The 20,291-nt window shown below is 69.5% G+C and carries 13 protein-coding genes; 5 read left to right on the plus strand and 8 right to left on the minus strand.

Features of this window, described 5'->3' with window-relative positions:
- Positions 1–120 precede the first annotated feature (120 nt).
- The 4 genes from ABZ396_RS07975 to ABZ396_RS07990 all read right to left on the minus strand — a co-directional run bounded on the left by ABZ396_RS07975 (position 121) and on the right by ABZ396_RS07990 (position 8,862).
- Entirely contained in the window at positions 121–3,318 is a 3,198-nt protein-coding gene (locus ABZ396_RS07975; RefSeq protein WP_358920702.1) for a type I restriction endonuclease, read from the minus strand.
- A 2-nt stretch (positions 3,319–3,320) separates the two neighbouring features.
- Positions 3,321–4,505 (minus strand): restriction endonuclease subunit S, encoded by a 1,185-nt coding sequence (locus tag ABZ396_RS07980; protein WP_358920701.1) that lies wholly within the window; start codon positions 4,503–4,505, stop codon positions 3,321–3,323.
- Between the two features lie 104 nt (positions 4,506–4,609).
- Positions 4,610–6,619: a class I SAM-dependent DNA methyltransferase gene (locus tag ABZ396_RS07985; RefSeq protein ID WP_358920700.1), complete on the minus strand. Its 2,010-nt coding sequence runs from the start codon at positions 6,617–6,619 to the stop codon at positions 4,610–4,612.
- 89 nt (positions 6,620–6,708) lie between these two features.
- The gene (locus ABZ396_RS07990; protein WP_358920699.1) at positions 6,709–8,862 is read right to left on the minus strand and encodes an N-6 DNA methylase; all 2,154 of its coding nucleotides are present in this window, start codon (positions 8,860–8,862) and stop codon (positions 6,709–6,711) included.
- Positions 8,863–9,119: 257 nt separating this feature from the next.
- On the opposite strand from ABZ396_RS07990, the gene ABZ396_RS07995 reads away from it, so the two are divergent.
- The 5 genes from ABZ396_RS07995 (at position 9,120) to ABZ396_RS08015 (ending at position 12,852) form a co-directional block, all read left to right on the plus strand.
- Positions 9,120–9,404 (plus strand): hypothetical protein, encoded by a 285-nt coding sequence (locus ABZ396_RS07995; RefSeq protein WP_358920698.1) that lies wholly within the window; start codon positions 9,120–9,122, stop codon positions 9,402–9,404.
- A gap of 90 nt (positions 9,405–9,494) precedes the next feature.
- Positions 9,495–10,778 carry a DNA sulfur modification protein DndB gene (locus ABZ396_RS08000; protein WP_358920697.1) on the plus strand — a complete coding sequence of 428 codons (1,284 nt, stop codon included), beginning with the start codon at positions 9,495–9,497 and terminating at the stop codon, positions 10,776–10,778.
- 156 nt (positions 10,779–10,934) lie between these two features.
- Positions 10,935–11,570 (plus strand): hypothetical protein, encoded by a 636-nt coding sequence (locus ABZ396_RS08005; protein WP_358920696.1) that lies wholly within the window; start codon positions 10,935–10,937, stop codon positions 11,568–11,570.
- Between the two features lie 63 nt (positions 11,571–11,633).
- A complete protein-coding gene (locus tag ABZ396_RS08010; RefSeq protein ID WP_358920694.1) occupies positions 11,634–12,206 on the plus strand; it encodes a hypothetical protein in 573 nt (190 codons plus the stop codon).
- Positions 12,207–12,417: 211 nt separating this feature from the next.
- Positions 12,418–12,852: a hypothetical protein gene (locus tag ABZ396_RS08015; RefSeq protein WP_358920692.1), complete on the plus strand. Its 435-nt coding sequence runs from the start codon at positions 12,418–12,420 to the stop codon at positions 12,850–12,852.
- Positions 12,853–13,058: 206 nt separating this feature from the next.
- Here ABZ396_RS08015 and ABZ396_RS08020 read toward each other — a convergent pair whose 3' ends face one another.
- The 4 genes from ABZ396_RS08020 to ABZ396_RS08035 all read right to left on the minus strand — a co-directional run bounded on the left by ABZ396_RS08020 (position 13,059) and on the right by ABZ396_RS08035 (position 20,176).
- Positions 13,059–15,827 (minus strand): AAA family ATPase, encoded by a 2,769-nt coding sequence (locus ABZ396_RS08020; protein ID WP_358920690.1) that lies wholly within the window; start codon positions 15,825–15,827, stop codon positions 13,059–13,061.
- 81 nt (positions 15,828–15,908) lie between these two features.
- Complete coding sequence (locus tag ABZ396_RS08025; protein ID WP_358920688.1) at positions 15,909–18,644, minus strand: AAA family ATPase; 2,736 nt, start codon at positions 18,642–18,644, stop codon at positions 15,909–15,911.
- A gap of 2 nt (positions 18,645–18,646) precedes the next feature.
- On the minus strand, positions 18,647–19,141 hold the full coding sequence (locus tag ABZ396_RS08030) for a hypothetical protein (protein WP_358920686.1): 495 nt from the start codon (positions 19,139–19,141) through the stop codon (positions 18,647–18,649).
- A gap of 54 nt (positions 19,142–19,195) precedes the next feature.
- A complete protein-coding gene (locus ABZ396_RS08035) occupies positions 19,196–20,176 on the minus strand; it encodes an alpha/beta hydrolase (RefSeq protein WP_358920684.1) in 981 nt (326 codons plus the stop codon).
- Between the last annotated feature and the right edge of the window lie 115 nt (positions 20,177–20,291).

Consider the following 20,291-nt stretch of genomic DNA (forward strand, 5'->3'; position numbering starts at 1 on the left):
TGCCTGCCGGTGAACTGACGATCACCAGGGCAACCCACCAGATCACCCACGGCCGTCAGGCCGCAGACGAATCGAGGCCAAAGGGTGCCCCGGCCGACACGTCCGGCCGGGGCGTACGCATCAGACGTCGTCGTCCAGGCCTTCCTCGCGGCGGATCATCCGCCAGGCGGCCTTGCGGGCGCTGCGGTCCAGGCTGGACTTGAAGCCCTTGTCGGGGCCGAAGTACTGGCGGCCCATGCCCGCGATGGTGTCGATGTGGTCGGCCATCTTGTCCGCGAAGACGTTGTCGAAGACGAGGCCGAAGTTGTCCTCGTCGTTGACGACGGCCGCCGCCCGTACCTTCGGGTCGGCCTTGGCCTCCTCGAAGGGCCGGATGACGTCCTGCTCGGTGAACTCGGTGCCGAAGCGTTCGTTGAACTTGTCGATCAACTGCGAGAGCAGCGACTTCTCCGCCTCCTTCGCGCCGCCCGAGCCGTCGCCGAAGCCCTGCATCGTCGTCGGCCCCTCGGCAGTGAGGGAGACGTCGTACTCGCCGGTCTTCTCCACCCGCATATGGCTGAGGTCGATCTCGCCTATGTCCACGCCGCCGTCCGCGCGGCGCGGCAGCCGGTTGAGAAGGTAACGGCCGTAGAGGTGCAGCCGCTCCAGCTCGGCGTCCCGGTAGGGGACGATCTGTGCGAGGAAGCCGTACTTCCTGACGTAGTCGTTGAGGTCGGCGCGGAAGCCCTCCGCCGTCTCCTGGTCGTCCTCGTCGTCGCTTTCGAGCAGGGGCGTGAAGCGGGCGACGGCGGGGGAGAGCAGCCGGTACAGCTCGGCGTGCAGCTTCTCCCACTTGGACTGTGAGCCTGCCGCCTTCTCCTTGGCGGCGAAGTACGCGGCGGCGAACTCGTCCATCTCCTGCCCGGCCAGGATCCCCGCCTGCATGACCCGGCTCTGCGCGGTGTAGAGCAGGTTGGGGTCGGAGGGAAGGGTGTTCGCCTCCTCGAAGTACGGGCGGAAGGACTCCTGTATGTCGTTGGCGTCGTTGACGAAGTCCAGCACCGCCAGGTCCGCCTGCGTCTTGCGTTCCGCGGTCCGGTTCAGCCGGGACAGGGTCTGGACGGCTGAGATGCCGGTCAGCGACTTGTTGACGTACATCGTCGTCAGCAGCGGCTGGTCGAACCCGGTCTGGTACTTCTCCGCCACGACCAGGATCCTGTACTCGCGCTGGCCCGCACCGCCGGCTCGGGCGGCCTTGTCGTCGGCACGCGTGTACGCGAACGCCTTCGGCAGCGCGCTCTCCGACAGCCCGCCGTTCTCCTTCGGCTCGGTGGTCTCCTCGCCGTCGATCGTGAGCGAGCCGGAGAAGGCGACGAGGACACCCAGGTCGGGGTACTTGGTGTCGTAGTCCCGGTCCTTGATGTAGCTCTTGATCGCGCGCGCCATCTGCACGGCGGACTGCCGCGAGGCGGTCACCACCATGGACTTGGCCCGCCCGCCGAGACGGCCCCGGCTGTGCGCCACGAAGTGCTCCACGATCACCGTGGCGTGCTGGGCGACCGTCGAGTCATGGGTCAGCGCGTACCGGGCGAGCAGGCCGTTCGCCTTCGACGGGTCGACCTCCCGCTCGTCGGGGTTCTGGTTCACCAGCTTCCAGTACGTGTTGTACGTGACGTAGTTGCGCAGCGGGTCGAGGATGAAGCCCTCCTCGATCGCCTGCCGCATGGAGTACGTGTGGAAGGGCCGGTAGGTCGCCTTGCCGTCGATGTCCTTGAGCGTGCCGAAGAGTTCGAGGGTCTTGGCCTTCGGCGTGGCGGTGAACGCGAAGTAGGAGAGGTTCGCGGCGCGGGAACGCTGCTCGGCCCTCTTCTTGAGCTGCTCGTCGAGGGTGGCGGCCTCGGCCTTGACCGTGGTCGCGCCCGCGTCGTCCGAGTCGGAGTCCAGGCCGAGATCGCGCAGGGCCGACCGTACGGCGGTGGCGGCGTCACCGGACTGCGAGGAGTGAGCCTCGTCGACGATGATCGCGAAGCGGCTGCCCTGGATCTCGGTGGGATTGCGCTGGAGGTAGTCGAGCAGTGCCGGGAAGGAGTGCAGGGTGACGGTGACGATCTTCCCGGTGTCACGGGAGAGGGCCTTGGCGAGCTGCTCGCCCTTCGCCCCGTGCTTCTCGTCGATCTTCACGACGAGGCCCGCGGTCTGCTCGAAACTGCCCACCGTTTCCCGGAGTTGGGCGTCCAGGTTGCGGCGGTCGGTGATGACGATGACCTTGTCGAAGACCGGCACGCCAGGCTTGAGGCCGTTGGCCACGGCCTCGGGGTCGAGTTCACGGGGATCGGTGGGGGTGTGCAGGTCGCTGAGACGGTGCGCGAGCCAGCCGATGGTGTTCGACTTGCCCGAGCCGGCCGAGGCCATGACCAGGTAGTCGTGGCCCGCGCCGTGCGTTGCGGCGTGCGCGGTGAGCTTCTTGACCGCGTCCCACTGCTGGAACCGGGGGAAGACCATCGTCTTGGTGCTGCCGCCGCCGGGCGTCTTGCTCTTGTGCAGGTGCACGAACCGCTGGAGCAGGTCCAGCCAGTTGTCCGGCTGCCAGACCTGTTCCCAGAGGTAGGAGGTCGCGTACGTGCCGTACGTGGTCGGGGCCGGGTTCCCGGCGCCGCCCGGCTGGCCGGGGCCGTTGGAGCCGGTGTTGAACGGGAGGAAGCGGGTGTTCTTGCCCTTGAGCTGAGTGGCGACGAAGACCAGGTCCGGGTCCACGGCGAAGTTCGCGACGACCCGGCGCGTGAAGATCAGCTCGGTCGGATCGCGGTCGGTGCGGTACTGCTCCTTGGCCTGCTCCACCCCCTGCTTGGTCAGCGGGTTCTTCAACTCGGCCGTGGCGACGGGGATTCCGTTGAGGAACAGGGTGAGGTCGAGCCGGTTGCCCCAGTCGGCCTGCTTCGTCGCGTACTCGAGTTCGCGGACGACGGTGAGGCGGTTGGCGCGGTAGCCGTCCAGCACGGAGTCGTGGGCGACGAGGTTCGGCTTAAAGTAGGCGACGCGGAGCAGGACACCCCGGTCCTTGACGCCGTTGCGGAGGACATCGAGGAGCCCGTTGGTAGCGATGGCCTGGTCGAGGCGGCTGGCGAACCCGCGCTGCGCCTCGTTCGGGTCGCCACCGTAGACGGTGAGTAGCTCGCTCCACTCGTCGGGCTGTGTCGCCCCGATGAAGGTGAACAACTCGTTGGTGTCCAGGCCAAGATCGGCCCGGTAGTCATGCGAACGCGCCTCGCGCCAGCCGCGCTCGACCATGGCGGCGACGATGGCATCACCGAAGGCAGACTCCGTGTGGATGGGGCTCATGGCTACGCGCTCACTCCGTCCGTTACGTTGCGCCCGCTGGCGGTGGAGACGTCGAACTGGCCGGTTACGGCGGCGGTAATGAGGGCTTGGCGGCGCTCGGACAGCTTTGTCTTCGCCCTGTTGAGGAGTGCACGCGCCTTGGCCATGTCATCGATGCTCCGGCCTGTTTCACGGACCAGCGCCTTACCATCGAGAGGGATCGGAATTCTGTACTGCCGGAGTTGCTCCCCGGTCAGATGAGGGATGGTCGCGAGGTTGCCGCCCGCATCAAATACCCCGGACGCCTTGGCGAATCGAAGCCAATACATGAGCCATTCAACAGGGACTGCGCCTACTTGCCGTACCCGATGGAGCGACTTCTGAAAGTAACATTCTTCGATTCGGCCATCCCAAACGGCCGCCTCAGCGATGCCCGCACCTCCTTCGCAGACTAGTAGATCGCCGGCGGCGACTGAGTATCGCCTCACCTCGCCTGCCTCGAAATGCATGGAAGCCATATCCAGCGTGTCGATTTCATACCAGTGAATATTGGCATTCCGAAGATATGGGCGCAGACTTTCTCCGGACGCCCGCTCCGGGTTTAGCATCTTTCCGAGTTCTGCGGAATAGTAGGCATACACTGGACCGATGGACCAGCCTGCCGGGACATACGGGAGCCATGGCCAACCAGTGGCCCGGCCCTCTTGACTCGTAGCACCGCCAGAGAGCATGTGCCCGATGATGGACAGCTCTCGCTCGCCCAGGATGGACAGCTGGGCGTCACGAGCGTTTGTCAATGCGTCGATGCGGGCGGTCTCGGCGTCGAGGAAGTCGGCGATGCGGCGCTGCTCCTCCAGCGGCGGGACGGGGAGAAGCACGTTGGCCAACGTAGATGCGTCAAATGCTGTCGAACGCTCACGAATTCCTTTTGCGAGCGTACTTACGTATCCATTGACGGCCAAAGTGCGCAATGCGTATGCAAAGTAGCGAGCTTCTGCCTTTTCGTTGGCACGGTACGCGTGAACAACTGGTGATGACTTGCCGTCGGAGTCCGATACGCCGATGGCCCCAGCGAACCCGTCCATGCCATGTACCACAAGGTCACCAATGCGAATTCCTTGATAGCCGATCTCCTGGATGGCATTGGTGAAGCCCTCAGTGCGCCTCCGCTCTCGGAGGGTAACCTGCCCGTCGCGAAATGCGGTCACGATTCCATCCTCAGGGCGCACGTCCCGCCGCTGCCGATGCAGTAGCCAACGGGCACGCTCTGACGCCCAGTGATCAGGGATTACGCCCAGTCCGGGGATGGCCGTCATTCCGTCACCTCACCCAGCAGCACCTGAATCTCCGCCTCCAGTGACTTCAACTCCGCGTCGATCTCCGCCAGTGGCCTCGGCGGCTGATACACGTAGAAGTGCCGCGTGAATGGGATTTCGTAGCCGATCTTTGTCTTCGTGTGGTCGATCCACGCGTCCGGCACGTGCGGCAGCACCTCGCGCTTGAGGTAGTCCTCGACGTCCTCGCCCAGCGGAACGTTCTCGTAATCCCGCAGGTCTGCGTCCGGCTCCGCCGCGCCCTTGACCTTCTGGACCTCCCCCTCCGGGTCCCGGACGCCGATCGTCTCCCGTACCGTCTTCGCGAACGGCGCTCCCGACGGCCAGGTCAGGCCGGCCGCGACCACCGCGTCCTTGAGCGCGATGAACGCCTCCGACTTCGTCGTCCAGGTCGAGCCGAGCAGCGTACGTACCGCCGCGACGAACTCCTCGCTCCGCTCCAGCTTCGCCACCGGCTTGGCCTCCGCCAGCGCCGCCAGCGTCTCCTCCGTCACCTCGAAGCGCAGCTTCAGCGGGCGTTCGACGGTGATGCGCTGGTAGCCGAAGTCCTCGTTCCAGAAGACCTTGACCTTGCCGTGCAGAGCGTGCTCCGGGTCGCCCGCGACCTGCAGCGCCTCCGCGTACAGCCGGGTGATGTCGGCGATGTGGTCGGGGCGGCCGTTCGTCCCGTCGCCGAGTTCCTTGCGCTTGTCGCCGAGCGACTTGCGCATCTTCTGCCACTGGTCGCGCGCGTCGAGCAGGACGACCTTGCCCTTGTGGTCGGCGTCCTTGCGGTTGGTGAGGATCCAGAAGTACGTGGAGATGCCGGTGTTGTAGAAGAGCTGGTCCGGGAGGGCGACGATGGCCTCCAGCCAGTCGTTCTCCAGGATCCAGCGGCGGATGTTGGACTCGCCGGACTCGGCAGCGCCCGTGAAGAGCGGGGAGCCGTTGAAGACGATGGCGATGCGGGAGCCGCCCCCGCCGTTGACGTCCACCGGCTTCATCTTCGAGATCATGTGCTGGAGGAAGAGCAGCGAGCCGTCGTTGATGCGCGGCAGGCCCGCGCCGAAGCGGCCGGCGTCGCCGAGTGACTTGTGCTCGTACTCGACCTCGTCCTTGACCTTCTTCCACTCCACGCCGAACGGCGGGTTCGCGAGGATGTAGTCGAACCTGCGGCGGGCGTGGCCATCGTCGGAGAAGGAGTTGCCGAAGCGGATGTTCTCCGGGTCCTGGCCCTTGATCATGAGGTCGGAGCGGCAGATCGCCCAGGACTCGGGGTTGAGTTCCTGCCCGTACACCTCGACCGTGGCGTCCGGGTTGAGGGCTTTGATGCGGTCGTCGGCGGCGCTGAGCATGCCGCCCGTGCCGCAGGCCGGGTCCATGACCGTGCGGACGACACCCGGCAGGCTGAGAGCGTCCGCGTCGGGCGCCACCAGCAGGTTGACCATCAGCTTGATGACCTCGCGCGGGGTGAAGTGCTCACCCGCGGTCTCGTTCGACTGCTCGGCGAAGCGGCGGATCAACTCCTCGAAGATGTAGCCCATGTTGTGGTTGGGCACGACATCCGGGTGCAGGTCGAGGTCGGTGAACCTGCCGATGACCTGGTAGAGCAGGTTCGCGCTGTCGAGCTTCCTGACCTGCTGGTTGAACTCGTACTTGTCGAGGACCTCGCGGGCGTTGTCGGAGAAGGCGCCGACGTAGATCTGCAGGTTCTTCGCCGCGTTCTGCGGGTCGGCCGCGATCTTCCGCAGCGTGAGCTCGCTCTTGTTGTAGAAGGCGTGGCCCGAGGCCTTCCGCAGGAAGCGGTCGGTGTCGATGTCCTGGCCGGCGAATCGGGCGACCGTCTCGACGACCTTGTCCCGTGTGGGCTCCAGGACGCATTCCAGGCGGCGCAGCACGGTGAACGGAAGGATCACCTTGCCGTAGTCGGACTGCTTGTAGTCGCCGCGCAGGAGGTCGGCGACGGACCAGGCATGGTTCGCCAACTCCGTGTGCTTGCTGCTGTTCAAGGTTCCCCGAGTTCCTTCCGAGCCGTCCCGCCGGCGAGGGGGCGGGTACGGCCGAGTGTGGTGGATGAGTGAAGAAGTGCGCCAGTGCGTCAGGTCGACGCGGTCTCGGGTGGAAGCAGCGCCCCCGCTGTCAGGCCGGTGGTCAGGAGGTCCGCGTACTCGCGGGCGAGGTCGGTGGCCTGGCGGGCGGCGGTGTGCAGTTCGCGGACGCGGCGGAAGGCCTCGCCGTAGCGGCGCTGCTCCTGCAGGGGCAGCAACGGGACGCGCAGTCGGCCGGGTTGGAGGTGGACGGTGGTGCTGCCGGTGGATGCCCCGGTGATGTTGTCGTGCGCGCCGACGAAGCCCGCGAGGAACCAGGGGTCCAGTCGTGTCGGGTCGGGGCGCAGAAGGTAGAGGTCGTGGCCGAGCAGTACGCCGATGTCCTGTTCGTCGGCCAGTCGGGCCATGTTTCCGCCGTCCCCTGTGAACACGCGTACCAGGATGTCCCCTTCGGCGATGACCGGTGACGACTTCAGGGGCATGCTGTCGAGGAACGTGGCGGAGGCGGGTACGCCGTCCGCGATGTCGGTTCCGTGGACGACCAGCCGTCCGGTGTTCTCGGCCCTCCACTGCGCGCCCTCGGTCTTCTCCCGGGTGTCGGTCGCCGCCCGCAGGATCTCCAGGGCGCCGCCGCGGGCGAGGTCGGAGAGGGTGGCCGTGCGCCACTGCCGTGGGGAGTCGCCGGTGGGCTGCCATGTGCCCTGAGCGGCCTCGGCGAGGAGGCCGGCGTGCTCGGTCAGCTGCTTGCGGTGGTCGTCGGCTTGCCGTGCCACCTGGGCCGGGTCGATGTCGGCGGGCAGGGCGCGGACCTGGCGGGCCGGGGTGAGGTCGACGACCTCGTCGAGGAGGTCCAGTACGGGGACGACCCGGGCGATGCCGGGCTCGTCGGAGAAGGACTCCGGGTCGGTGCGGAAGGCCGTCCAGTGGTCCAGCGCGGTGTCGGTCAGCTCGTCCCAGTCGAGGGTGTCGCGGCGCCGGCGCGTTCCCGATGAGCCGAGCGTGCTGTCGGACCGGTTGCGTGGCCTGTCCTGTTGCCGCTCGCCGGCGGCGTCCACGAACAGCACGGAGGCGCGGTCCGGGCCGTCCGGCTGCGGGGTCTGCAGGATCCACAGCTGGAGCCCGATGTGCAGGGGCGCGGCCGCGCCGGATGGCAGGGCCACGACGGCGCGCAGGGCGCCGCCGCGTACCAGTTCGGCGCGTACGCGGCGGCCCGAGGCGCGGGCGGCGGTGGCGGGGGGCAGCAGCAGTACCGCGTATCCGCCGGGGTGCAGGTGGGCCAGGGCGTGCTGGATCCAGGCGAGTTCGGGCTCGGAGCGCGGTGGGACGCCGTAGGCCCAGCGGGGGTCGTAGGCCAGCTCGTCGTGGCCCCAGTCGCGGTCGCCGTAGGGCGGGTTGCACAGCACCGCGTCGACCGGGGGCTGCGGGAAGGCGTCGTGGCGCAGACTGTCGCCGGCCTGTACGGCCACCGCCGCCTCGGGCGTCGCCAGCAGCAGGCGTACCGCGCTGCGTTGGGCCTGCACCGGCAGGGCGTCCTGGCCGTACAGCTCGCGGGCGCCGTGGCGTGCGGCGGCCGCGAGCAGGGTGCCGCTGCCGCACGCGGGGTCCAGGACACGGGCCGCGTCCGCGGGCAGCAGGCGTGCCATCAGGTCGGCCAAACGGTCGGGGGTCTGGTAGGTGCCGGTAGAGGCGCTGTCCTCCAGTTCCCGCTCGGCGAGTACGTCGAGGGCGGCCTGGGCGCCCTCCTCCCGTACGCAGTGGAGCAGCGCCCGCACGATGGCCGCGTCGGCTGCCGTGAAGGGGGCGGCCTCGGTCTGCGGAACCGTGCCGCTGAGGTCGGCGACGGCGGCGTCCGCGCGTGCGGCGAGGTCGGTGTCCGGCAGGTCGGCCAGCTCGGTCAGCTCGCGCGGGGAGCGGCGGGAGGTGGCGAGGACCAGGGGGAGCAGCGGCGTGGCCGGGCCGGTGCCCGCGGGGTGCAGTCGCAGCAGGGTGCGTAGCTCCTCCGCCGGGGCGGCGGCGGAGGTCTGGCCGCGGGAGCGCAGCCAGGCACGCACGGTTTCCAGGTCGTAGAGCGGGCTGGACTCGTTGCCGCCGGCCGGTGCCGGGAAGTCGTCGTGCCGGCGGCGCCAGTTGCTGACGGTGGCGCGTGTGACTCCCGCGATACGGGAGATCTCCGCGGCTGTCACCTGGGCTGACGGCTGGGGCATGACGTGTTCTCACCTCTCGTCGGGTACAGCGAAGACACTACACCATCGACTAAGCACGTAAACAGGTTTGACAGTGCTTTCATCGTCGTGCTTATCTGTAGATGCTTCCGGCTGGCAGTGGTCGCCGGAAGCATCCCCGGGCAGCGGCCGCTGCGGCCCGCACCGGGGACGACAGACGAAGCCGACGAAGCCTCAAGAGTGGAGAGACCTGTTTGACCGAGACGGGTGAGCCCGAACTGACCGTGTATCACCGCCACTTGGCGCAAGTGCTGAAGCGCGACGCCGGGGAGAACTTCCGGGCCCTGCTGGTCCAGGCCCGCCACATCACCGGCACGTCCTACGAGACCACCCTCTACGACCACCAGCAGGCCTTCCGCCTCCTGTGGCGCCACCTGGAGCGCAGCGGCCATCTGCGCAACGCCCACCGCGACGCCCGCACCCGTCTCGCCTCCGGTCACGCCATGCCCGACGAACGCGCCGACCTGGAGCTGTTCCTCACCGTCTACGGCCAGGTCCACCAGCCGACCACCGCCGGCGCATGACCCCCATGCCCCACCCCGCGGGCGTCACGCGCCGCCCGCCCTCTCTCCCGCTGCCCTCCGAGGGCTACCTGCTCGGAAAGGAAGTCACCCATGACCATCACTGTCGACTCGTCGCGTCTCTCCCTCGTGCGTGAGGAGTCCACTTACCTGGCGATCTGCACCAGCCAGGGCGGCCGGACCGTGTACACGACGCGCATCCCGCTCTCCGACCTCTCGGTCATCCTCACCATCCCTGACCCGGCCAAGCCGGACCCGGACAACCGCAAGGTGGACATCACCCACGCCAAGGGCTTCGGCCAGTACCTCGCCGACAACCCCGGCTGGGTGGCTCCGGCTCTCCTCATCCGCGACACCGGCGGCTGCCGCTTCGAGCCGATCAGCGAAGACGGCTCGGTCGGCTACCTCACCGTCCCGTGGTCCATCGGCGGCATCGGACGCCTGATCACGATCGACGGCCAGCACCGCATCCTCGGGGTCCACCTGGAGAAGAAGCGCATCACGGACGAGGTCTCCCGCATCGACCGGGAGATCCACCGCGCCAACGAGGCCAAGAAGACGAAGCTGGAGCAGGACCGCGAGGCTTTGATCGGCCGCATGCGGCGACTCAAGGACGAGTTCGTCGGCATCGACATCTACGTGGAGCCCGACGGCGTCAAGGGCCAGCAGATGTTCGTCGATGTCGCGGACAACGCCAAGGGCATCTCCGGTGCCGTCCGGGCCCGCTTCGACACCTCGCGCATCGCCAACCGGACGCTCAGCGACATCGTCACCCACCCCCTCTTCCTGGGCAAGATCGACATCGAGCGGGACCGGATGACCCTGGCCAACCGCAACCTGATGGGTGCCAAGCACGTCGCCGACATCACGCGGGCCGTCATCGCCGGCCCCGGTGGCCGCGTCAGCAAGAAGGTCGAGTCGCTGACCGACAACGAGGTCGTCGAGAGCGTCCGCGGCTTCCTGGATGTCATCTCCGTCGCTTTCACCGCGCTCGCGGAGATCACCGAGGAGGATGTGGACAACTACGACCCCTCGCTCTCCGAGAAGAAGAAGAACGAGCCGCCGGCGCCCCCCACCAAGGCCATGAGGCTGCGCGAGTCCTCGCTCCTGGGGTCGGTGGGCATGCTCCGTGTCCTGGGCGGTGTCTACCGCAACCTTCGGGACGACGGGGCCGAGGACGGTGACATCCAGGAGTTCTTCAAGGGGCTCGACCGGCACATGAGTGCCCCGGTCACCGAGGACAGCATCTGGCGTACCACGGATGCGAACAAGGACTTCGAGCCGGACGCCTCCGCCCCGATCATGCGTCAGCAGAACGTCGTGCACCTGACCAAGGTGATCACGGACTGGTACAAGAAGGCCCCCGCTGCCATCTGACCCACCAGCAATACCGGAGCCCCTCCACATCTGGCGGATTCCAGGGGTCATTGCAACACCGTGATGGCCCCTGACCACACGACCAAGTTCGGCGGGCGTTACGCGCGCCGCCCTCTCCCGCTGCCCCGTCACGAAGACAAGGAGGCAACAACCGCCATGGGTCGTCGTTCTCCCCTCGCCCACGCACCCCGCCCCACCACCTCCACTCACCGCCAGGTGCTCGTGAACGACAAGGTCAAGGCCGTTGCCGGACCGATCGTGCTGGCCACGGACGCCTCGGTAGGCCCCGACCGGGTGGCCTCCGGCTACCTCGCCACCACCGGCCACACCGGTCTGCGCGCTCACCTTTACCCGAAGTACCTGGCGCGCCCCCACTCCCGCGTGGTCGTCACCGAACTGCGCGCCGTGTATTGGGGTCTCAAGGCGGTCCTGCACACGCACCCCGGCCAGCCCATTGAGGTCCGCGTGGACAACCTGCAGGCGCTGCGGCACCTGCACAGCTGGCAGCAGGGCGGGACGGACATGCCCGGGGGCTACGACACCCACCTGCGCTCCCAGGGCCGCCGGCCCAGCCTGGTCAAGCTGCAGTTGCTCGCCGAGTACACCCCTCACTTGACCTTCGTCCACGAGAAGGCCCACGCCGGTCACCCACTCAACGAGGCCGCCGACTCCCTCGCCAAGCTCGGCCTGCGCTGCGCGCGCGGCGCCGTGCCGCGCACCGAACTCCCGCGGCTGGTCCCGTTGTGGGCCTCCGGCGCCCTCGCCGACTACCGGCGCTCCCGGGCCGCCTGACGCACATTCAGCTTCACAAGTCCCGCGCACCCGCAAGGTGCATCTACATCCCCTGGGGGGACCATGAGCCAGCAGCAGTACCCGCAGCAGCCCCAGCCCGGTTGGAGCGGCCCGCAGCAGCAGGGCTACGGCACTCCGCCGTTCCAGCCGCAGCCGCCGAAGAAGTCGAAGGCCGGGAAGATCGTCGGCTTCGGCTGCCTCGGCGTCGTCGCCCTCTTCGTTCTGATCGGCGTCGTCGCCGCGGCCGGCGGCGGAAACGGCGACTCCGCCGACAACGGCGCCAAGGACAAGGCCGTCGCCGCCGGCCGCACGCCGGAGTCCGACAAGGCCGAGGCGACGCCCGCGCAGAAGACGAGGCCGCAGGCGGAGCAGTTCAAGGCCTGCGTCGCCAAGTCCGGTACGGCCACGGAGAAGAAGGCCGTCCAGCACGTGACGAAGGTGACCGGCGCGGACAAGCGGAACGACATCCTGGACTCGGCTGAGGTCTACACCGACTTCACTGGCGGGCTTATGAGCGACAACCAGGGTGACGCGAAGCTCATCGCCTCTGCGTTCACGTCCTGCTACGAGTCCAAGAACGGGCTCGTCAGCGTCTACGGCCAGGATGGCGACCTCATCGCCAACGCCAACTACTGATCTCTTCGACCAAGGCCGTGACGGTGGCGCGGCGGCAGCTCATTCTTCAGCGGCAAGTGGACCGACGCCAGCGCCGGCTGACCGGCTGTCCGAGCGGGTCAGTACGGCTTCGAGTGGGGCGGCGAGCCGATGCTCCGCCGCCTCCGCGCCGCCCCCGGCCACGACCTGCTGCGTGGTTTTCACCCTCCCATCCCTTACCCGAAGGACAACAGTGAACAGACCCAAGGTCCTCGCCATCACCGCCTGGGGGTTGACCGCCCTGTCCGTCATCGCGGCCACGGTGGATGACGTCAGCGCCCACTCCGCGCTCGCCGCCGCCCGCCGCCAGAAGGCTGTGGCCGACCACCGCGCCGTTCAGGCCGAGTCCCGCCCGCCCAAGGTCGTCACCCATACGGTCACCAAGACTGTGGACAAGCCCGTCTTCGGCCGCTCAACGCTCCTCGGCGCCTACGCGTCCGGCGTGATATCGGGGGGCGTGTACGCCGACGACGGCAGCATGACCTACACCGCGAGCGACAGCACCTGCTCGCAGGAGTACGCCCAGATCTCCCAGGAGCCCACCGGCGGTACCGTCCACCGCGACGACTTCATGAAGACCTGCCTGACCAACGTCAACGACACCGCCAAGACCGACCCCGCGCCCTGACCGGCGGCGCTCTGCGTTGACCGGCAGGTCAGGTGGGCGCGTTGGGCGCGGCTCCTCTCTACGAGGCCGCCGACCCTCGCGTCAGGCCCAGTCTGCGCTGAGTGGGGGCCCAGCGGTGGCGAACCGGTCGCGACCGCGCGGCGGGCGCCGGCCGAGCCGGGCAACCCGGCTGGGCCGGGCACAGCACGCCGGCCGACGGCCCGCTGTCAATCGCCGGAATCCGTTTGACCCAACGTGCGCTCGATCTGCTTGCGCGACGTGATACCGAGCTTGCGGAACACCCTGCTCAAGTGAAACTCGATGGTCGAGGTGGTGACGAACAACCGCGTGGCGATCTCCGCGTTGGTCAACCCCGACGCGGCCAGTGTCGCCACATGACGTTCCTGCGGGGTGAGGGCGAACTGGGTGTCGGCCGTGCGTTTGCGTGCCGTCTCCCCGGTGGCCAGCAGCTCCACTCTCGCCCGCTCGGCGAAAGGCGCGGCTCCCCAGGACTCGAAGGAGTTGTACGCGGCCCGCAGCTGGATCCTGGCGTCGGCGCGACGCTTGCGTCGGCGGAGCCACTCGCCGAACAGCAGGCGCGACCATGCCAGCTCCACGGCCACCGGGACCTTCCCGAGCTGCGCGATCGATTCCTCGTACAACTGCTCGGCTCCGTCATCGTCGGTCATCAGTGCCCGGCACCGCGCGAGCAGCCCCAACGCCCAGGGGGTTCCGGCAAGCGGAGCGCGCTCCTCCATGCGCTCCATGGCCATGGCGGCTGCCTTCCGGTCGCCGGCCCGCAGCCCGGCCTCGACCATTCCTGCGAGATTGATGTCGCCGAGGACCACCGGGTGGTCGGTGAACATCGGGAGCAGGGTGTCGAGAGCCTCCCGATACCGCCCGCGACCGATCTCGAAGATGCTCAGGGCCTGGCCGGCCCACCGGTAGGTCACCCCGGTCCCCTGGCTCTCGGACATGGCGCGCAGTTCCGCGATCGTGGCCCGCAACTCGGCTTCTTGACCGGTCCAGGCGTACAGGAGAGCTTTGTGGAAGCCTCCCGACCTGATGTATCCCGTCGCGGCCATGTACTCGTCCGCTTCGAGGTAGTAGCTCGCGGCGGCGGCGAACCGGCCGTTCCAGATCTCCACCTTGGCGAGGGCGAGCAAGGTCAGACTGAGCCCGTAGAGTGCTCCGCGAGCGCGGCCGGCCGTCACCAGTTTCTCGAGGATCTCCCGCTTGGCCTCGATGTCCCACAACTCGTCGCCCGCGATGCCGACCATGACACTGAACGCGTTCTGCTCCTGGAGTTCGTCGGCGCTGCGCAATCGGGCCAGGGCCGCGGCCAGGGCCGGGGCTCCCGAGGCGTAGCCGTAGGCGATCGAGCGCGCCAGTGCCGCCGTCAGTGGGTCGGGGTTCCAGGCCGGCAACGCCGTTTCGCGCCAGGCGTCGGCGGTGGCCTTGGCGACCTCGCGGGGTGTCGTCCCCGTGATCATCCGGCCGCCGATGATCGAGGCGTGGGTCGCCTCACGCAGAAGGTCCCAGGCCTCCATGGGATCGGAGGTGCCGAGGTCGGCCACCGCGGCCAGGAGCATCGCGGGCACCTCGCGGGGGCGGGCGTAGAACATCTCGACGGATGCCCGCAGCCGTGTCGCGTGGACCCGGGCGACCGGCCCGGTCAGGTCGGGAGTGGCGAGTTCGAGCAGTGTTCGGACCGCCGGCAGGTTGCCGGAGTTGAGGTGTGCCGCAGCCGCGTCGAGATACCGCTCGGCCCGCTTGCCCGGACGCGCGGTCATCTCCGCCGCCCGGGTGAGGACCAGGGCCTGTTCGGAGTATCCGCCACGCGCCTGGGCTCGTTCGGAGGCGGCTTCGAGCTCCGCGGCCACGCTGTCGTCCGGACCGTCGGTCGCCTCGGCCAGATGCCAGGCCCGGCGCTCGGGGGCGCTCGTGGCGGCGAGTGCCGCCTGGACATCGCGTCGCTCCTGGGCGGACGCGGCCGAGTGGACCGCCGACCGGATCAGCGGGTGGCGGAATTCGGCGGTGGTCCCGCGCTTCAGTATCCCCGCGGCGACCGCGGGCGTGGCAGACCGGATGGACAGCCCCAGGGCGCCCGCGGCGCGCCACAGCGTCGCCTGGTCGTCCGTCGGCGTCGTGGCCATGAGCAGCAGCAGGGCCTGGGTATCGGCGGGCAGCAGCGCCGCCGCCTGCCGGAAGTGTTCTTCCAACTGCCGGTTCACCGGCAGCGGCTCGGGCAGTGGTGTGACCCCGGCCAGTTGTTCCGAGCCCAGGTTCACCGCGAGTTCCAGGAGCGCGAGCGGGTTGCCTCCGGTGCCGGCGATGAGCTGCTCGGTGACCGCCTGGTCCAGGTGTCCGGTCACGCCGTAGGTCAGCAGGGCCCTGGCGTCCACGTCCGCGAGTCCCTCCAGCCGGAGTGCGGGCAGCGCGCCGAAGACGTCGTGGTCACCGGTCCCGTCACGCCCGGCGAACAGCAGCCCGAGGCAGTCCGCGTACAGGCGTCGACCCACGAACGCCAGGGTCTCCGCCGACTCGCGGTCCAGCCAGTGCACGTCGTCGACCAGGCAGAGCATCGGCGCCGCCGCGGCCGCGTCCGAGAGCAGCGTCAACGCGGCCAAGCCGACCAGATGGCGGTCGGACGGCGAAGCATCGGTCAGCCCGAACGCGGCGTTCAGGGCGTCACGCTGCCGCCCCGGCAGAGCCGACAGCCGGCCGAGGTAGGGCCGCAGGAGCCGGTGCAGGGCACCGTAGCCCAGTCGTGTCTCGGCCTCCACGCCGACCAGCCTGACGACTGTCAGGTCCTGGGCGGACTCGGCGGCGTACTCCAGAAGCCGGGATTTGCCTACTCCCGCGTCGCCGGTGAGCACCAGGACTCCGCTGAAGCCGTCACGGACCGATTCGAGCAGCCTGCCGATCGCCTCACGCTCCGCGTACCGACCGACCATCGGCGCCCTCGCCGCATGGTGAACCCCGGACCACTCCATGAGATCCCCCTTCGCGATGCTCCGCCCAGTTCAGACGCTAGGCGCGCGGCAACAGGCCGAGCGAGCGTCACATGACGGTGGTCAGCGCAGATCGCCGACCACCGTCCGCAGCTCGGCACGGGAGACGACGCCGAGTCTGGGGAAGATCCGGTGCAGGTGGGAGCTGACAGTCCGGTGCGAAAGATAGAGCCGCTGGCCGATCTCTCGGTTGGTCAGTCCCTCGGCGGCCAGTTGCACTATCTGCAGCTCGTGCGCAGTCAGCTGGTCGCGAGCGTCCGGATCGCGGCGGCGACTGGTCTCGCCGGCCGCGCGCAGTTCGCGTCGGGCCTTCTCGCCCCACGGGATCGCGCCCAGCGCGTCGAGCATGTCCCGTGCGGCTCGAAGGTGGTCCCGCGATTCCACGGACCGGCGCCGACGTCGGAGCCACTCCCCGAAGGCCAGGTGGGTTCGGGCCCGGATCAGGGGCCAGGCGGCAAGGTCGGCCCGCAACGCCGCGTCGAACAACGCCTCGGCCGTGTCATCGTCGTCGGCCAGGAGCGCGCGAGCCAGGCGCAGCTCGGCGTGCAGCACCGGCGCCGGGGTCACGGCAGCGATGTCTTCGAGTTCCGCCACGATCGGCACGACGCTTTGCGCACGCCCGCAGTGCGTCGCCGCGTCGACAAGATCACCGACCGCCGTGAGGCGCAGGGCGACCTGGAATGCCGGGTCCGCGGGATCGTGCACCCGCCGGAAGTGGCCCAGCGCCTCCTCGAACCGTCCCGCGGCCAGGGCGGCTGTCCCGCGGGCGATCAGCGCGATCGCCAGCACGGGGCGCGCTCCCGCGGGCAGGCCGATCTCCTCGGCCTCCTCGGCGAGCCGCAGAGCGTCGTCGACCTCCCCGCGCAGCGCCGCGAGCTTCGCACCGATGGCGGTCATCAGGGCGTACATCATCGTCTGGGTCGTCTCGCGGGCCAGACGGCGTGACTCCTCCGTGGCCGAGATGGCCGCGCCGAGGTCGCCGACGACGATGTCGGACCAGGCTTGTGCGCCGGCCGTGCGGGCCAGCAGGCCCAGGCGGCCTTGAGCCCGCAGACCGATGCTTCCGGACGCCGCGAAGGCGCGCGCGGCGTCGAAGCCGCCGGCCAGCAGCGTGGCGGTGCTCAGCATCCGGTAGGCGCGGCCGTCGTCGCCGTCGCCGTCGCCGTCGCCGTCGTTCGGAGTCAGGTCCCGGATCCCGTTCAGGACGAACGCGCCCCGCTCGACCGGCGCCGCGTAGGCACAGATGGCCAGCCGCCAGGGATCGAGGTCGTCCGGCACCATGCGCTCGACCGCGTCCAGAACCCGGCGTCGCGCCTCCGGGCCGGGCTCGGACCAGAAGCACAACTGCGCGGCACTCCACAGGATCCGCAGCGCCAGGGCCGGGTCATCCGCCGCGACGCTCTCGGCGAGCGCCGTCAGCGAGACCACGGAGCCGGGATGGCCGCCCAGCCCCTCGTCGAAGCTGCCGCGGAGCCAGACCACGGTGGCGTGCTGCCGCGGTGACAACGTCGTGGTCTGCGCCTGGTCGAGCAAGCGGTTCACGGACTCCGGCCGCCCGAGTTCGACGGCATAGTCGGCGGCGCGCAGCAGGCGTTCGGTGCGGCGGGCGGGATCGCCGCTGAGTACCGCCGCGTGTTCGAGGGCTGTGACGGCCTCCGCGATGCCGCCGCGGCGTGCGGCACGGAGCGCGGCGTCTTCCAGTGCCTGGGCGACGTTCTCGTCCGCGGTCGAGGTTGCCGCGGCCCGGTGCCGCACCTGACGGTCGGGGTGGGCGTCGAGCACCGAGGCGAGGGCGACGTGCGCGGCCTGCCACTCGGCCGTGGGCATCGTCTGCTGGATCGCCGAGCGCATCAGCGGATGCCCGAAGCGCAGTTCGATCCCGGCGACCGAGACCAGCCGAGCACGCAGCGCCGGTTCGAGTTCGGCTATCCCCACGGCATCACCGGCCAGGACCCGCGCCGCGGCGAAGATCTCGGTGAGCGACGAACCGTCGTCGAGGGCTGCGACCCGCAGGATGGTCCGCGTGGCCGCCGGCAGTGTCGCCAGCCGGTCGGTGAACGCGCGCTCCAGGCGTTCGGTGAGCGGCAGGCGCGTCTCGTCCGGGTCGGCTGCCTTGCCGAGGGTGCGGGACAACTCGGTCAGGGCCAGGGGGTTCCCGGCCGCCGCCGCGAGCAGTCTGCGGCGCGCGGCCGGCCGCAGGCCGGGAGCCCGGTTGGCCAGCAGCACCGCGGCGTCGTCGTCGGACAGCGGTTCGAGCGGAACGGTGGTGAGTTCGTCGGGGTTCAGCCGCGACCGGTAGCCGTCCCGCGCGGCGCCGACCATGACGACCGGCTCCGAGCCGACCCGGCGTGCCATGAAGGCCAGGACGCTGACCGTGGCGTCATCGAGCCACTGCATGTCGTCGGTGAGGATCAGGACCGGCGCGGTCGCGGCGACGTCGGCTATGAGGTCGAGCACGGCGAGGCCCACTACGAAGACGTCGGGCACCTCGGCCTCGGCATGGCCGAGCGCAGCCGCCAGTACGAGCCGGTGCGGCGAGCTGCCTTCCATCTGCGCGGGACCGAGCGGTCGCAACAGCTGTTGGAGGCCGGCGAAGGGGATGTCGGCCTCGGCGTCGACACCCACCGCGCGTAGCACTCGGAATCCCAGGGACTCGGCCAGTGCCCCGGTCGCGGCGAGCAACGAGGTCTTGCCGATGCCCGGTGCACCGCGGACCAGGACCGCCGCCCCGCGGTTGCCCGCTTCGGACAGGACGCCACGCAGCAATGCGAGCTGCGCTTCCCGGCCGACGAGATCCATGTTCATCCCTTCGACCGGCCGCTCGGGTCCGCGCGGTCCGGGTCATCCGCCGCGACGATCTCGGCGAGCGCCGCCGGCGAGACCACGGAGCCGGGATGGCCGCCCAGCCCCTCGTCCAAGATGCCGCGGAGCCAGACCACGGTAGCGTGCTGCCGCGGTGACAACGTCGCGGTCTGCGCTCGGCCGAGCAAGCGGTTCACGGGCTCCGGCCGCCCGAGCTGGACGGCATGGCCGGCGGCGCGCAGCAGGCGTTCGGTGCGGCGGGCGGGATCGCCGCTGAGGGCGGTGTCTTCCAGTGCCTGGGCGACGGCTTCGTCCGCGGTCGAGGTCGGATGGCCGGGAGCGCGGGTGGCCTCGACCGTGTAGGCGACGCCGGGCCAGGCGGTCGCGACGGGGTCGTAACCGGACTCTTCGAGCAGCTCGGTCCAGCTCTGCCGACTGGACGGATGTATCCATGGACCGTGGATGAGGACGACGGGGGTGGATGGGGTGGGCACGTCTGGCTCCTACGGCGAGGTGTGGTCCATCAGGGCAAGGCCCTGTGCAGCCCCCTATGAAGGGAAAGCCGTCGGTAGTGCGTCGTGCAGGGCGCTGTGGAGGGTGTCGGAGGCCAGGGCGATGGCCGACGCGGCGGCCTGGGAGCCACGCAGGGCGTCGAGCATGACGAAGTCGTGGATGACTCCGAGGTAGCGGACGGCGGTGACCAGCACACCGGCCGCCCGGAGTCTGGCCGCGTACGCCTCGCCCTCGTCGCGCACCACGTCCGCCTCGGCGGTGATGACGAGGCCCGGCGGCAACCCGGCCAGCTGGTCGAGTCGGGCGCGCAGCGGTGAGACCGTGCTGTGCGCACGCTCGACCGCGTCGGGCACGTACTGCTCCCAGCACCACCGCATGGTGTCGCGGCGCAGGTGGTAGCCGGAGGCGAACTGGTCGTACGAACCGCTGTCGCAGCCCGCGTCGGTGACCGGGCAGAAGAGCACCTGGTGGGCGAAGTGGACATCGCCGCGTTCCTTGGCCAGCAGAGTCAGCGCCGCGGCCAGGTTTCCCCCGGCGGAGTCCCCCGCGACGGCCATCCGGGAACCGTCGAGCCCGCGCGGTCCGTCCTCGCCGGCCAGCCACCGGGCGACAGTGTGGATCTGCTCGATGGCGACCGGGTAGCGGGCCTCGGGCGGGCGCGTGTACTCGGGGAACACCACGGCGGCGTCGGCACCCACCGCCAGTTCACGCACCAGCCGGTCGTGCGTGCCGGCGCTGCCGAACACCCAGCCGGGCCCGTGCAGATACAGGACGACGGGCAGTACGGCGGTGGTGCCGCGCGGGCGGACGATCCGCACCGGCACGCCACCGGTCGGGCCGCCCGGGACCGTCACCCACTCCTCGTCGGTCTCCGGTAGGACGGCCCGGCCGGACTGTGCCCGATCGAGGGCCCTGCGGCCACCGAGCACTTCCTGTTCGACGGGAGAGGTGGTGTGGGCGAACGCCTGGACCACCGGCTCAAGAACGAGCCCTTGGGATGCGGTGTACGACGACATGCGTGACCCTCCCGGATCGGGGCCCGCTCGTCGGGCTGAGACGCATCGCATAGTAGGAAGCCGGACGGCGGCCGCCTTTGCCCAGCGTGCACCGGTACTGTGCGCATCATGTATT

Origin of the sequence: Streptomyces sp. NPDC005866 (assembly GCF_040629895.1) — a bacterium.
In the GTDB taxonomy this organism is placed as follows: Bacteria; Actinomycetota; Actinomycetes; order Streptomycetales; family Streptomycetaceae; genus Streptomyces.

Bases quoted from the DNA above. Each gene is read 5' to 3' on its own strand.
- ABZ396_RS07990 (WP_358920699.1), bottom strand. From the start codon at position 8,862: ATGCCCCAGCCGTCAGCCCAGGTGACAGCCGCGGAGATCTCCCGTATC.
- ABZ396_RS08025 (WP_358920688.1), bottom strand. From the start codon at position 18,644: ATGGATCTCGTCGGCCGGGAAGCGCAGCTCGCATTGCTGCGTGGCGTC.
- ABZ396_RS08020 (WP_358920690.1), bottom strand. From the start codon at position 15,827: ATGGAGTGGTCCGGGGTTCACCATGCGGCGAGGGCGCCGATGGTCGGT.
- ABZ396_RS08005 (WP_358920696.1), top strand. From the start codon at position 10,935: ATGGGTCGTCGTTCTCCCCTCGCCCACGCACCCCGCCCCACCACCTCC.
- ABZ396_RS08035 (WP_358920684.1), bottom strand. From the start codon at position 20,176: ATGTCGTCGTACACCGCATCCCAAGGGCTCGTTCTTGAGCCGGTGGTC.
- ABZ396_RS07975 (WP_358920702.1), bottom strand. From the start codon at position 3,318: ATGAGCCCCATCCACACGGAGTCTGCCTTCGGTGATGCCATCGTCGCC.
- ABZ396_RS08000 (WP_358920697.1), top strand. From the start codon at position 9,495: ATGACCATCACTGTCGACTCGTCGCGTCTCTCCCTCGTGCGTGAGGAG.
- ABZ396_RS08010 (WP_358920694.1), top strand. From the start codon at position 11,634: ATGAGCCAGCAGCAGTACCCGCAGCAGCCCCAGCCCGGTTGGAGCGGC.